This is a genomic window from Streptomyces pseudovenezuelae (assembly GCF_001513955.1).
In the GTDB taxonomy this organism is placed as follows: Bacteria; Actinomycetota; Actinomycetes; order Streptomycetales; family Streptomycetaceae; genus Streptomyces; species Streptomyces pseudovenezuelae.
The window spans coordinates 68,853-81,632 of record NZ_KQ948144.1 but is presented as its reverse complement, the minus strand read 5'-3'; the positions used below and the strand labels follow the sequence as shown (position 1 = coordinate 81,632).

Annotated in this window: 11 protein-coding genes; 2 read left to right on the top strand and 9 right to left on the bottom strand. The window is 70.9% G+C overall.

The window, feature by feature from the left end:
• Nucleotides 1-55: 55 nt before the first annotated feature.
• On the bottom strand, nucleotides 56-577 hold the full coding sequence (locus tag AQI94_RS00300; protein ID WP_010039908.1) for a sigma-70 family RNA polymerase sigma factor: 522 nt from the start codon (nucleotides 575-577) through the stop codon (nucleotides 56-58).
• A 315-nt stretch (nucleotides 578-892) separates the two neighbouring features.
• Complete coding sequence (locus AQI94_RS00295; RefSeq protein WP_031042635.1) at nucleotides 893-1,480, bottom strand: CGNR zinc finger domain-containing protein; 588 nt, start codon at nucleotides 1,478-1,480, stop codon at nucleotides 893-895.
• 200 nt (nucleotides 1,481-1,680) lie between these two features.
• On the opposite strand from AQI94_RS00295, the gene AQI94_RS00290 reads away from it, so the two are divergent.
• Nucleotides 1,681-2,160, top strand: a complete 480-nt coding sequence (locus AQI94_RS00290) for an anthrone oxygenase family protein (protein ID WP_031042638.1) — start codon at nucleotides 1,681-1,683, stop codon at nucleotides 2,158-2,160.
• Here AQI94_RS00290 and AQI94_RS00285 read toward each other — a convergent pair whose 3' ends face one another.
• The 7 genes from AQI94_RS00285 to AQI94_RS00255 form a co-directional block, all read right to left on the bottom strand.
• Nucleotides 2,161-3,315 carry a uroporphyrinogen-III synthase gene (locus AQI94_RS00285; RefSeq protein WP_031042640.1) on the bottom strand — a complete coding sequence of 385 codons (1,155 nt, stop codon included), beginning with the start codon at nucleotides 3,313-3,315 and terminating at the stop codon, nucleotides 2,161-2,163. It lies immediately after the preceding gene.
• A gap of 120 nt (nucleotides 3,316-3,435) precedes the next feature.
• The gene (locus tag AQI94_RS00280) at nucleotides 3,436-4,818 is read right to left on the bottom strand and encodes a nitrate/nitrite transporter (RefSeq protein WP_031042643.1); all 1,383 of its coding nucleotides are present in this window, start codon (nucleotides 4,816-4,818) and stop codon (nucleotides 3,436-3,438) included.
• 174 nt (nucleotides 4,819-4,992) lie between these two features.
• Entirely contained in the window at nucleotides 4,993-5,319 is a 327-nt protein-coding gene (locus AQI94_RS00275) for a hypothetical protein (protein WP_051832058.1), read from the bottom strand.
• A gap of 60 nt (nucleotides 5,320-5,379) precedes the next feature.
• Entirely contained in the window at nucleotides 5,380-6,591 is a 1,212-nt protein-coding gene (locus AQI94_RS00270; protein WP_031042649.1) for an acyltransferase family protein, read from the bottom strand.
• A complete protein-coding gene (locus AQI94_RS00265) occupies nucleotides 6,588-8,789 on the bottom strand; it encodes a glycosyltransferase (protein WP_031042653.1) in 2,202 nt (733 codons plus the stop codon). Before AQI94_RS00265 ends, AQI94_RS00270 begins: the two co-directional genes overlap by 4 nt.
• Nucleotides 8,789-9,553, bottom strand: a complete 765-nt coding sequence (locus tag AQI94_RS00260; protein ID WP_225890128.1) for a hypothetical protein — start codon at nucleotides 9,551-9,553, stop codon at nucleotides 8,789-8,791. Before AQI94_RS00260 ends, AQI94_RS00265 begins: the two co-directional genes overlap by 1 nt.
• 684 nt (nucleotides 9,554-10,237) lie before the next feature.
• Nucleotides 10,238-11,233, bottom strand: coding sequence for a LysR family transcriptional regulator (locus tag AQI94_RS00255; RefSeq protein WP_031042657.1), 996 nt, complete (start codon nucleotides 11,231-11,233; stop codon nucleotides 10,238-10,240).
• Between the two features lie 83 nt (nucleotides 11,234-11,316).
• Here AQI94_RS00255 and AQI94_RS00250 point away from each other — a divergent pair, with 83 nt between their 5' ends.
• A complete protein-coding gene (locus AQI94_RS00250; RefSeq protein ID WP_031042660.1) occupies nucleotides 11,317-12,609 on the top strand; it encodes an MFS transporter in 1,293 nt (430 codons plus the stop codon).
• The last annotated feature ends 171 nt before the right edge of the window (nucleotides 12,610-12,780 follow it).

Below are 12,780 nucleotides of genomic sequence, written 5' to 3'. Positions count from 1 at the left end.
CCAGACATACCCGAACCACCTGTGCCGAATCCCTGGTTACCCCCGTAAACACCCATCACGCTGTCACCCCCCGCTCCTCCAGTGCGAGCTTCATCGACCGCAGGGCGTAGAAGACCCGCGAGCGGACGGTTCCGCTGGGGATGCCCAGTGTCTCGGCCGCCTCGTTGACGGTACGCCCCTTGAAGTACGTCTCGACCAGTACCTCCCGGTGGGCGGGGGTCAGGTCGTCCAACGCGTCCGACAGCGTCATCAACCACAGCGCCTTGTCGATCTCGTCCTCCGCGGGGATGACCTCCAGCGGCGACGGATCGACCTCCTGCGGCCGGGCCTGCCGGCTGCGGTGGCCGTCGATGACGATGCGCCGGGCGACCGTCACCAGCCAGGGGCGTACCGATCCGGTCGCTCGATTGAGCTGTCCGGCGTTCTTCCAGGCACGGATGAGCGTCTCCTGCACCACGTCCTCGGCTCTTTGGCGGTCACCCGCAACCAACCGGAGGACATACGCAAGGAGAGGCCCGGCGTGCTCTCTGTACAGGGCACGCATCAGCTCCTCATCAGGTTCCGAGGGCTGGGACATGCGATGTCGGGCCCTCGATCCACGTTCATTGGCCACGACGGAATCCTTGCGCACGCCCACCTCCGATGTCCGGGGGTTCCCCCAGTCGGTCGCTCGACGAGGGGTACGGACGTGGGGTGCCGGGTGTTCAAAGTGCGACGACAGTTTTCTTCTGAGTGACGTGACGAGACAGGACATGCGCGCACATTCCCGCCGCGCGATCTTTACATTTCCACCACACGGGCAAGATCACGACTACCGCCCGTGAGGTTGAGCGAGTAAACGACATGTAATCGAAATCACTTCGACTGCCGCTCCACAGAAGAGACATAACGGTCAGTCAGGCGCGCGCGAGTGCAGGCGCCGACGATGCCGGGCCACCCTTTCCCGGTTCCCGCAGACCTCACTGGAGCACCAGCGCCTCCTGCGTCCCCGTGATGTATCCAGGTACACGATGGGGCAGTTGTCCCCTTCGCACTCTCTGATCCCGGCCCGCGCGACCGGGTCCGTCAGCAGCCCCACGGCGTCCCTGGCGATGGCCCCGAGCAGGGCCGCGCAGTCGGGCGGGCCGTCCAACTCGCGTACCAGCGCGCCCTCCTCGTCCCGCACCGCGCGCGGGGCGGGCGGCGCGACACGGGCGGCCGCGTTGACGTGGGCGAGTGCGAGGTCGTAGCCGTGTCCGGGGGCGCCCCTGACCAACTGTCCGATACGTCCCCGCAGTTCGCGGAAGCCCACGAGCCAGGAGGGGTCCGCGTGGGTCAGGTCCGTCCCCCGCGGCACCAGTCCCGAACCGACGATCCAGGCGCCGAGCACCTCCGTCGAGTCGAGGCGTTCCTCGGGGTGGGTGGTGGCGAGGAGGTCGAGACAGATCCGCCCGGCGTCGAACCGCAGCTCGTACGCGACCGTGGCCGTACCCAGTGCCATGTGCCTGTCACCGCCTTGGGGTGCCCCGGTCGTATGGGGTCGGTGAGTGCTTCGAGGCTGTTCCGGGGCTCCCTCTAACAGTGCCTTCCCGCCCTCGCCGCCGGAACCCCCCGGACCGGGCGCGGTGCCTGGACGCGCACGTATGCGACGGCGCGTCTCGGCCATGTCGGCGCGGTGGGGCCCGGCTCTTGACTGGGGGCATGACACAGAACAGCAGGAGCAGCGGAGTCGTCCTCGGCGCGGCCACGGTCGCCACGGGCCTGGTCGCCGGGGCCTTCTGCGTCTTCGCGTGCGCCGTGATGCCGGCCCTGGCCCGCAGCGACGACCGCGTCTACGTCGAGGTGATGCGTGACATCAACGAGGTCATCCAGAACCCGATGTTCTTCCTCGGTTTCCTGGGCGCACCGCTGCTCACGGCGGTGGCGGCCCGGCAGGCGCGGGGCCGCGGCCACCGGCGGTGGGTGTGGGCGGCCCTGGTGCTCTCCGCCCTGGCCTTCCTGGTCACCGTCGCCTTCAACGTCCCCCTCAACGACGCCCTCGCGCGGGGCGGCGACCCCGGCGCCCTGCGCGAGAGGTTCGAGGACCCGTGGGTGGCGTGGAACATCGTGCGGGCGGTGTTGCTGACGGTGACACTGGGGTGCCTGGTGAAAGCCACGGGCAGCCGTGCCGACAGGCCCTAGCTAGACGTCGGAGTACTTCGCGTCCGCCGCCGGGTCCAGGGCCAGCCGGTACCCCCGCTTGACCACCGTCTGGATCAGCTTCGGGGCGCCCAGGGCCGTGCGCAGGCGGGCCATCGCCGTCTCGACAGCGTGTTCGTCGCGGCCCGCGCCCGGCAGGGCCCGCAGGAGCTCCGCCCGAGACACCACCCAGCCCGGCCGCCGCGTCAGCGCCCGCAGCAAGGACATCCCCGCCGGCGGCACCGGCCGCAGCGCCCCGTCGACCAGCACAGCGTGGCCCCGGATCTCCACCCGGTGGCCGGCGATGGGCAGCGCCCGGGCGCGCGCGGGAAGCTCCTGGCACAGCAACTGCACGAGCGGACCGAGCCGGAAACGCTCGGGCGAGACCGTATCGACCCCCCGCGCCTGCAGGGGCACCGCGGTCACCGGCCCGACACAGGCCGGCAGCACGTCATGGTTGAGCGCGGCGAGCAGTTCCGGCAGCAGACTCCGGTCCTCGGCCCGGGACAGCAGCGAGGCCGCGGCCGGCGCGCTCGTGAAGGTCAGCGCGTCCAGCCCCCGCGAGACGGCCGCGTCCAGCAGCCGGTCCACCGGCCCGATGTCCTCCGGCGGCATCCACCGGTACACCGGCACCCCGACGACCTCCGCGCCCCCGGCCCGCAGCGCCTCCACGAACCCGGGCAGGGGCTCACCGTGCAGCTGGATGGCGATACGGCGGCCCTCGACCCCCTCCTCCAGCAGCCGGTCCAGCACCTCGGCCATGGACTCGGACGACGGCGACCAGTCCTCGGTCAGTCCGGCGGCTCGTATCGACCCCTTGACCTTGGGCCCGCGCGCGAGCAGTTCCACCTCGCGCAGCCGGTCGAGAAGCGTCTCACCGAGCCCCCAGCCCTCGGCGGCCTCGACCCATCCCCTGAAGCCGATGGCCGTGGTGGCCACCACGACGTCCGGCGCCTGGTCGATCAGGTCCTTCGTCGCCGCCAGCAGCTCGCTGTCGTCGGAGAGGGGCACGATCCGCAGGGCGGGCGCGTGCAGGACCGCGGCCCCGCGTCGCTGGAGCAGCGCACCGAGTTCGTCCGCCCGGCGCGCGGCCGTGACTCCCACGGTGAAGCCCGCGAGGGGGCCGTGCTGCTCTGCTGCCTGCTGTTGCTCGTACATGGCTCTCGTCCCGCACTCGAGTCGTCGTACACGGTCGTACGTGGGTCGTCCCTACATGCCGACCGAGCCTGTCAACGGCTCGTGACAGGCTCGGTTCCGGTTCATGTCGCCAGTGTTACGTCACACCTCGGCGTAGCTGAGCTGCGGCTTCGCCTCTGCGGCCGTCGACGCCTGGCCCTGGACGGCCGTACGCCGAAGGTATACGGCCCAGGTGACCCCGAAGCAGGCCGCGTAGAAGGCGAGGAAGGCGACGAACGCGCCGGTTCCGGAGCCGTAGGAGAGGAAGGACTGGCGGAAGGCCAGGTTGATTCCGACTCCGCCGAGCGCGCCGACCGCGCCGATCAGGCCCATGGAGGCACCGGAGAGACGGCGGCCGTAGGCGGCGGCCTCCTCGCCTTCGAGCCCCTTGCCCAGGGCCTTCGTGTGGAAGATGCCGGGGATCATCTTGAAGGTCGAGCCGTTGCCGAGGCCGCTGAGGACGAACAGGACCACGAACGCCACGGTGAACAGTCCGAGCGACTTCTCCATGCTGGCCGCGATGAGGACGGCGGTCGCGGCGCCCATGCCGACGTAGTTCCACAGCGTGATCTTCGCGCCGCCGTACTTGTCGGCCAGCGCGCCGCCCACCGGGCGGATCAGCGAGCCGAGCAGCGGGCCGATGAAGGTGACGTACGCGGCCTCCAGCGGGGTCCGGCCGAACTGGTTCTGCAGCACCTGCCCGAAGGCGAAGCTGTAGCCGATGAACGAGCCGAACGTGCCGATGTAGAGGAAGGACATGATCCAGGTGTGACCGTCACGCGCGGCGTCCTTGGCGGCACCGGTGTCGTTCTTCACGTTCTCGATGTTGTCCATGAAGAGCGAGGAGAGGACGGCGGCGACGAGGATCAGCGGGATGTAGATCCCGAGCAGCACCCGGGGGCCGCCGCTGGCGCCGATGATCGCGAGGGCGATCAGCTGGATGACCGGGACGCCGATGTTGCCGCCGCCCGCGTTGAGCCCGAGCGCCCAGCCCTTCTTGCGGAGGGGGAAGAACGCGTTGATGTTGGTCATGGAGGAGGCGAAGTTGCCGCCGCCGATGCCGGCCAGCAGGCCGACCAGCAGGAAGGTGTTGAACGAGGTCCCCGGCTTCATCACGGCGAACGCGGCGACGGTGGGGACGAGGAGCAGACTGGCCGAGATGACCGTCCAGTTGCGGCCACCGAAGATCGCGACGGCGAAGGTGTAGGGGACGCGGACGACGGCACCGACGAGCGTGACCATCGACGTGAGCAGGAACTTGTCGGCGGGGGTCAGCCCGTACTCCGGGCCCATGAAGAGCACGAGCACGGACCACATGGTCCAGATCGAGAACCCGATGTGCTCGGAGAGAACGGAGAAGAGCAGGTTCCGCTTGGCGACCTTCTCGCCGGTCTCCTTCCAGAAGGTCTCGTCCTCCGGATCCCACTGCTGGATCCAGCGACCGCCCCTGCTCGGGGGTGCGGGGGCTGTACTAGGGGCTGTCATGACGCCTCCACGGTGCGACGGGGCTCAGGTCCTGCTACGAGTGGCTGACCCCGAAGGTAGGGACGCGGCGTTTCCTGCCTGTGGCACCGGGTGACCGGAAAGGAACGTTGCTCTCACCCTCGCGGAGACCGGGATGAGAGGTCGTGGGGGCTTTGTGTTACGAACAGCTCCGCGTCAGCCCTCGGCGTCCTGAGAGTCGTCGTAGTCCTCAAGGAGGCGCAGCCCGAGGTCGGACTCCCAGTCGAGCGCCCATCGTCGCAGGTCAGCGATTTCTTCGGGGGTGAGTCCGTGGGCGGCGAACTCCTCGTCCCCGACCCATACGACGCTTTCGAGGCGTTCCCGCAGGTCGTACGGGTCGAACCCGCCCAGCTGCTCCAGCTCGACCACGGAGTAGTACCGGCAGGCGGCGTGGACGCCGATGACGTCCTGAGGGAGGCCGCGGTCGACGAACTCACGCACCTTCACCCCGGCCTCGACCACGGGTCCGCCGTCGGTCGTCATGGGCGCAGAGTACCGAGAGGCGGGCGGACCACGCCTACCGCGTCCCATGGGGCCGGCCGGTCAGGACCCCTGGCCCGCGGCGACCCGTGCCCTCGCCCGGCCCCTCTTCGTACCGTTCGGCCACAGCCTGGGCGCACGCTTCGCCGCCAGGTCCTCGATCCACCCGAACGCCAGGATCGCGAGCCCGATCAGGGGCCACACCAGGAAGAACATCCACAGCGTGTCCGTCGCGTCGAGCGCGGCGACCGCGCGGTCGCTCTGCATGAAGGGGAGGCGGTAGGCCAGGTCGATGATCGGGACCGTGGCCATGATCAGCATGTTGTGCCAGAGGTAGATCGTGACGGCGCGGTTGTTGGACAGGGTCACCAGCTTGTCCCAGCGGGCGAGGCGGCCCGGGAGCTCCTGCCAGGACGGGGAGTACTGGAGGAGGATCACGACGAAGCCGAAGGACCAGGCCGCCTGGGCGAGCGGGATGTCGTTGAGGTCCCAGCCCTCGGGGCCGAGGTGGCCGGACGCCCACCACAGGGCGAAGGACATCACCAGGACCGATCCGGAGACGGCGAGATAGCGCGGGACCTTCGCCAGCACTCCCTCGTGGTGCGCGAAACCGAGGACCCAGCAGCTGCCGTAGACCGCGAAGTCGGTGACCGCGTTGCCGAGTTCGCCGGGGATCGTGACGACTCCCGTGCCGACCACGGCCGTCAGCGCCAGCGGTGCGAGCAGCGTGGCCCACGGCACCCTGCGGAACGCCCACAGCAGCAGCGGGGAGGCCAGCACGAACCACAGATAGGCGCGGAGGTACCAGAGCGGGCCCACCGCCTGGTCGGCCCAGGTGCTCTCCAGCAGGTCCTTCGGGAAGCCGACCTCCCAGGGGTACGGCGGCGCCCCGATCGGGATGACGTAGTTGACCAGTTCCAGCAGGCCCCAGGTGCCGCTGTGGTCCGGGTCCTCCGAGAGCTTCCAGCCGCCGAGGAACATCAGCGGCAGCACCACCGCGCTGAACGCCCAGAGGGGAGGCAGGAGCCGGCGGATCCGGCCCCTGATCACGCTCAGGGCCGGGCGTTTCAGTGACCGCGCCATCAGGGAGCCCGCCAGCGCGAACATCACGCCCATCGACGGGAACAGCACGGTCAGCCACGCCCAGCCGAAGAGGTGGTAGAGGACCACTCGGACCAGGGCGAGGGAGCGGAGGAGGTCCAGGTAGCGGTCCCGGCCGGGGGCCTTGGAGGCAGTGACCATCCCATGCCGGCCCGCCGTGTACTCCTGCGTCATCCGACCGGCCTCCGCTCGTCGCTCTCACTGCGTGCCTGCTGCCGCGGCACCGGTCCGCCCGGTGCCTCGACGACTCCCGTGCGGCGCAGCTTCTGCCAGCGCAGGCGGCCTCCGGTGAGAGCCGTGATCCAGGACTGGAGCAGTACGACGTACATGAGCTGGCGGTAGAGGATCTGCTGCAGCGGCAGCGAGATCAGGTGGGTCATGCGTTCCCGGTCCAGGCGGAAGGCGTAGGCGGCGCAGACGACCTGGATCGCGAGGACGCCCAGCCAGGCCATGATCGTCTTCTGCGTCGGGCCGAACACGACGCCGTAGAGGAGGAACACGTCGATCAGAGGGGCCAGGAGGGGTGCCAGCACCATGAACAGGGAGACCAGGGGGAGGCCGACGCGGCCGAAGCGGCCCGACGGGCCTCGTTCGACCAGCGCGCGCCGGTGCTTCCAGATCGCCTGCATGGTGCCGTACGACCACCGGTAGCGCTGGGACCAGAGCTGCTGGACGGACTCCGGGGCCTCCGTCCAGGCGCGCGCCTTCTCGGCGTAGACCACCCGCCAGCCGTCCCGGTGCATGGCCATCGTGATGTCGGTGTCCTCGGCGAGCGTGTCGTCGCTCATGCCGCCGACGCGTTCCAGGGCGGAGCGGCGGAAGGCCCCGACCGCACCGGGAATCGTCGGCATGCAGCGCAGGACGTCGTACATGCGGCGGTCGAGGTTGAAGCCCATCACGTACTCGATGTGCTGCCAGGCGCCGATCAGCGAGTCCCGGTTGCCGACCTTCGCGTTGCCGGCGACGGCTCCCACGCGCGGGTCACCGAAGGGCTGGACCAGCTCCCGTACGGTCGACGGCTCGAAGACCGTGTCGCCGTCCATCATCACGATGATGTCGTGCCGGGCGTTCGCCAGACCGCGGTTGAGGGCGGCCGGCTTGCCCGCGTTGAGCTGGCGTACGACGCGGACGTTCGGCAGGCCCATCGCCTCGACGATCCTCGCGGTGCCGTCGCTCGAACCGTCGTCGATGACGAGCACCTCGACGGGGTGCTCGCTCGCCATCAGGGAACGGACGGTGTTCTCGATGCACTTGGCCTCGTTGTACGCGGGGACGAGCACCGACACCGGCTGGGTGACCGGCGCTCCCCAGCGGAAGTCCTTGCGGCGCACCCGGCGGGCGTGGATGCCCGAGAGCAGCAGCATGAGGACGAAGCGGCCGATGACCAGGGAGCCGATGATCGACAGTCCGACCACGAGGACGTCGGTGATGTGCTCGGAGGCCTGGACCAGGAAGATCCACGCCTTGCCCTTCCACAGTTCGGGTCCGGCGACAGCGGTGTGCGCGGTGGGCGCGTCCAGGGCCTCGGTGAGGTTGTCGAACTCGTAGCCCTTGTGCTTCATCTCGGGCAGGAACCGGTCGAGCGCCTGGACCGTCTGGTGACGGTCGCCGCCGGAGTCGTGCATCAGCACGATCGCGCCCTTGCCGCTCTTCGGCGTGGCGTTGCGGATGATCTGGCGGACGCCGGGCTTCTGCCAGTCCTCGCTGTCGGTGTTGTTGACGACCGTGATGTAGCCGCGGGTGCCGATGTACTCGGTGACCGGCCAGGACTTGTCGTCCATGGCGTCGGCGAACGAGGAGTAGGGCGGCCGGAAGAGCGAGGTGCGGACACCGGCCGCGCCGGCGAGGGCGAGCTGGTTCTGGGAGAGCTCCCAGTCGATGCGCCTCTTCGACTGGAAGGACAGGTCGGGGTGGTTGAAGGTGTGCAGGCCGACCTCGTGGCCCTCGTCGACCATGCGCTTGACCAGGTCCGGGTAGCGGGAGGCCATCGTGCCGGTGACGAAGAAGACCGCGTGCGCGTGGTGCTTCTTCAGGACGTCCAGGACCTTGGGGGTCCAGGTCGGGTCGGGGCCGTCGTCGAAGGTGAGCACGAGCCGGTGGTCGGGCATCTTCAGGCTGGTGGCGCGTCCGCTGCGGGTGTCGATCACCGGCCCGCCGTCGAGGATCTTCTCCGGCACCTTGTCGGTGGCGGCCTCGGCCCGGATGCGGTGGTCGGCGAGGATCTCGCTGTGGACGTAGCCGCGCAGCATCAGCATCGCCATGAGGGCGACGAGGACGAGGACGGGCAGCAGCAGGCGCATGGGCAGGCGACGGCGCCTGGAGCCGTCGGGGGCTCCTGGTGCGGCCCCCGGGCGGCGGGTTCGGGATGCCATCAGAGGATGTTCTCCGGGGACGTGGGGGAGAGCGGGGCGCCGGCGAGCACGGGAGCGGAGGTGGCGGGCGGCTGCGACGCGACGGGCGGGGTACCGGCGGTCTCCGACGCGAGGGGCGAGGGGGCGGCCGGGCCGTCGGCGACCGTGCCGGGGCCGGCACTGCCGCCACCCGTGGTCTGGGTCGGGGCGACCGAGGGGTCGGGGCTGGTGGTGACGGGCGGGGTCACCGACGCGCTGGGCGGCGGGGTCACCGACTGCGTCGGCTGTGTCGACGGATCGGCGCTGACCGACGGGTTGCCGCCCGGCTGGGTGGCGGTGGGCGACGGATCGGCGGAGGTTCCCGCCTTGCCGGGGCTGACCGTGGCGCCGGGCGCGATGCCGCTGACTCCGGGGACCGGGGTCGCCCCGCCGCTGACCGTCGGGGTGGTCCCCGGGATCACCCCCACGCCGGCGGAGGGCTCGGTGGACCGGGCCGGCAACGGACTGGTGTCGACCTTGCCGGCCGGGGCGTCGTCCTTGGGGCCGGTCATGGGGAGCCAGGGCGCGTTGGAGTTGCCGGACAGCAGGGTGACGACGATGACGACGGCGTAGACCGCGCAGGCCAGACCGACGGCGATGCCGATCCGGCGGTAGCGCCGGCTGCGCCGGCCGGACTCGTCGACGAAGACCGGGCCGTCCGAACCCTCGGCCGCTCCGTCGCCGCCGGGGCGGCCCTCGATGCGGTCGTCGCCGGTCAGGCTGACCGCGTCGAGCTGGACGGTCACCTCGTGCGGATCGTGGGTGCCCCCGTCACCGCTGCCGGACTCGTCCCAGGGGTCACGTACGACGGTTCGGCGGCCGGGCGGGCCGAGGAGATCGCCGTCGCGATCCGCTCTCGGGGCTCCCGGGAAGTCCCGGGTGGCGCTCTTTCCCGCCTTCCCCGTGTTTCCCGTCTTCGCTGTGCTTCCCGTCTTCGCTGTGCTTCCCGTCCTCCCCGCCGGCATCTCGGTGCGGTCGGCCGTCGGTTCGGGGCCTTCGGTGCCGGCCGAGCCGGAGGGTGCGGCGGCCGGGGCTCCGACTGACCCGAAGAATCCGGTTGATCCGGACGGCCCAGTCGATCCGGCTGAACCGGCTGAACCAGTCGATCCTGATGCTCTGGTTATTCCGAAGGATCCGGGCGCTCCGGGCGCTCCGGTGGTTCCGGTGGTTCCGGTCTCCGGGAACGTCTGGGTGGCGCCCCCCGTCGGGATGTCCTGGGTGCCTGATGCAACCTCGGGCCACTCCGGTTGGGCGTCTTCTCGCCACTTTTTCACGCGCACGCACATCCCCCCACGGGCTGATCTGGGCGCGCTTTCGACTCGAGCACACGTCGGCTGAACCGGGCCCCCACCCGATCCGAGCGCCCCCTTTACCACACCGTGCTCAGGCCACGAATGTAGCGCATGCGAAGGATGTGTGTTTGCCACGTGTCATTTGGGGAGGTTCATCTGGGCCTCATCGGTGGCCGGAATCCATCCGTCGGCGGGCCTGCGAAGCCAGTCATGTTCGACGGAAAGTTCGATTGCGGCGCGGCGCAGGGCATCGAAGGCGGGATGCACCAGACCCTTGCGCCACACGAGGGACACGGGCGACAGCGGTACCGGGTCGACCAGCGGACGCAGCACGGTGGCGGGCATGGCGGGAAAACCCAGGACGGCGAGAATCGGGTTCCGGGTCTTCGCCATGATCCGCTGGAACTCCTCGTCGCCGACCGCGAGCGGGGCCGGCGGGGCGATCCGGATGCCCCGTCCTTCGAACAGCCGACGAGCGAGATCGGTCCATTCCGGAGTGCGCGGATTTCCGGCCCCCGCGTACACGGTCTCGCCCGCCAGCGCGGCCAGCGGCACCCGCTCCAGGGAGGCCAGCCGGTGGTCCTCGGGCAGGACGACGGCCATGGGCTCGTAGCGCACGGGCTGGTGGTCGAGACCCGAGCGCAGTGCCGGGTCCACACCGGCGAACCTGCCGAAGGACACGTCGAGGCGACCGGTCAGCAACTGCGCCGCCGCGCCCGTCAGCCCGCTCTCGTAACGGGCCATCAACTCCTGGTCAGGGGCGAGTTCCCGGGCGCGCAGCAGTACGGCGCGGGCGGTGGCCTGGTCGGGGAAGTTCAGGTCCACGAGCAGGGGGCGGGCCTGCGCGAAGGCGGCGAGCAGCTCGTCCTGGGCGTCCAGGGCCCGGCGGGCGTACGGCACCAGCCGCTCGCCGTCGGCGGTCAGCGTCACCTGCCGGGTGGTGCGCACGAACAGCTCCGCGCCCAACTCCCGCTCCAGTCGCCGCACATCACGGCTGAGCGCCTGCTGGGCGACGTAGAGCCGGGCCGCCGCGCGCGTGAAGTGGAGTTCGTCGGCGACGGCGAGGAAGGCACGCAGGAGACGGGGGTCGAGGTGGTGGGGGCGGGGGCCGGGACTCGGGCTGGGCGCGGACATCGGGCGAACTTACAACACGGGTGCGTGAATCGGCGCGGAGCAGGTGTTGGACGCCTTGATCACCCGCACGCGACGGTGGTCGCATGCCGCAATCGCACCGACCGATGTTCACCACGACCGCGGACGCGCTCGTCATCGTCGACTTCGGTCCACGAGGAGCGCGCGCCGCGGCCTCCCCGCGCCGTCGCCGCGCCCCCGGTCCCTACCGCCGTCTTCTCGCCACCCCCGGAGCGCGCGCGTTCACCATCGGGAATCTCCTCGCCCGGCTTCCCATGGGCATGTTCAGCGTCAGCGCGGTCCTGATGATCGCGGGGACGCGGGGGTCGTACGCCCTCGCCGGCGCCGTCACCGCGGCCGGTCTAGGGGCCACCGCGGTGGTCGCCCCGTGGACCGCGCGGCTCGTGGACCGGCACGGACAGGCCAAGATCGCCGTACCGGCCACGGCACTTGCCGCGCTGGGTTCGTTGGCGTTGCTGCTGTGCGTCCGCCTCGGCGCCCCGGCGTGGACGCTCTTCGTGTCGTACGCGGCCACCGCCACGACCCCCAACCTCGGCGGTATGTCCCGCGCCCGCTGGGCCCATCTGCTGCACGGCGACGAGAGCTCGCTGCATGTCGCGAACTCCTTCGAGCAGGCCGTGGACGAGGCGTGCTACATGCTGGGGCCGGTCCTCGCGGCCTTCCTGTGCACGGCGTTCTTCCCGGAGGCGGGCACGCTGACCGGGGTGGTGCTGCTGGTGACGGGGGTGCTGGTGTTCACGGCCCAGCGCTCGACGGAGCCTCCGGTGCGCGGGCGCGGCCCCTCGAAGGCGCCGTTCCGCGCGCCCGGCGTCCCTCCGCTCCTCGCCGTCTGCCTCGCCATGGGCGCGGTGTTCGGCTCCATGGAGGTGGTCACCATCGCCTTCGCCGACGCACAGGGACACCGCTCGGCGGCCGGGATCGTGCTCGCGCTCCAGGCGGCCGGTTCGTGCGCGGCGGGGCTGGTGTACGGGGCGAGCCGGCGGACGGGGTCGGCCGAGGACCGGTACGTGTGGTGCATAGCCGCCATGACGGCCCTGCTGACGCTCCCCCTGCTGGCCGCGTCCCTCACCGGATCCCTGCTCGCCCTGGCCGCCGCGCTGCTGATCGCCGGGATGGCGACGGCCCCGACGATGGTCACCGGGATGACCCTGGTCCAGCGACGCACCCCGCCCGGCCGCCTCAACGAGGGCATGACCCTCGCCGTGACCGGCCTGCTCGGCGGAATCGCCTGCGGCAGCGCGGCCGGCGGCTGGACGGCGGAGCACGTGTCGCCGGTGGCGGCCTACGGCGTCCCGGTCACCGCGGCAGCGACAGCACTGATGACCGCCCTCACGTGGACTAGGCAACCCCGGACATGACCCACCTCGCCCGCGCGGCCGGCGGCGTCCCGGTCACCCCGGCAGCGACAGCACCGACGACCGTCCCGACGCGGGCAGACCGACCCCGGCATGACCCACCTCGCCCGCGCCGGCCCGGCCGGAGAACCACGTATCGCCGACGCCAGGCCACGACCTCCCGGCCAGGCCCCA

Bases quoted from the DNA above. Each gene is read 5' to 3' on its own strand.
- AQI94_RS00275 (WP_051832058.1), bottom strand. From the start codon at position 5,319: ATGACGACCGACGGCGGACCCGTGGTCGAGGCCGGGGTGAAGGTGCGT.
- AQI94_RS00270 (WP_031042649.1), bottom strand. From the start codon at position 6,591: ATGACGCAGGAGTACACGGCGGGCCGGCATGGGATGGTCACTGCCTCC.
- AQI94_RS00250 (WP_031042660.1), top strand. From the start codon at position 11,317: ATGCCGCAATCGCACCGACCGATGTTCACCACGACCGCGGACGCGCTC.
- AQI94_RS00295 (WP_031042635.1), bottom strand. From the start codon at position 1,480: ATGGCACTGGGTACGGCCACGGTCGCGTACGAGCTGCGGTTCGACGCC.
- AQI94_RS00290 (WP_031042638.1), top strand. From the start codon at position 1,681: ATGACACAGAACAGCAGGAGCAGCGGAGTCGTCCTCGGCGCGGCCACG.
- AQI94_RS00265 (WP_031042653.1), bottom strand. From the start codon at position 8,789: ATGGCATCCCGAACCCGCCGCCCGGGGGCCGCACCAGGAGCCCCCGAC.
- AQI94_RS00280 (WP_031042643.1), bottom strand. From the start codon at position 4,818: ATGACAGCCCCTAGTACAGCCCCCGCACCCCCGAGCAGGGGCGGTCGC.
- AQI94_RS00255 (WP_031042657.1), bottom strand. From the start codon at position 11,233: ATGTCCGCGCCCAGCCCGAGTCCCGGCCCCCGCCCCCACCACCTCGAC.
- AQI94_RS00300 (WP_010039908.1), bottom strand. From the start codon at position 577: ATGTCCCAGCCCTCGGAACCTGATGAGGAGCTGATGCGTGCCCTGTAC.
- AQI94_RS00285 (WP_031042640.1), bottom strand. From the start codon at position 3,315: ATGTACGAGCAACAGCAGGCAGCAGAGCAGCACGGCCCCCTCGCGGGC.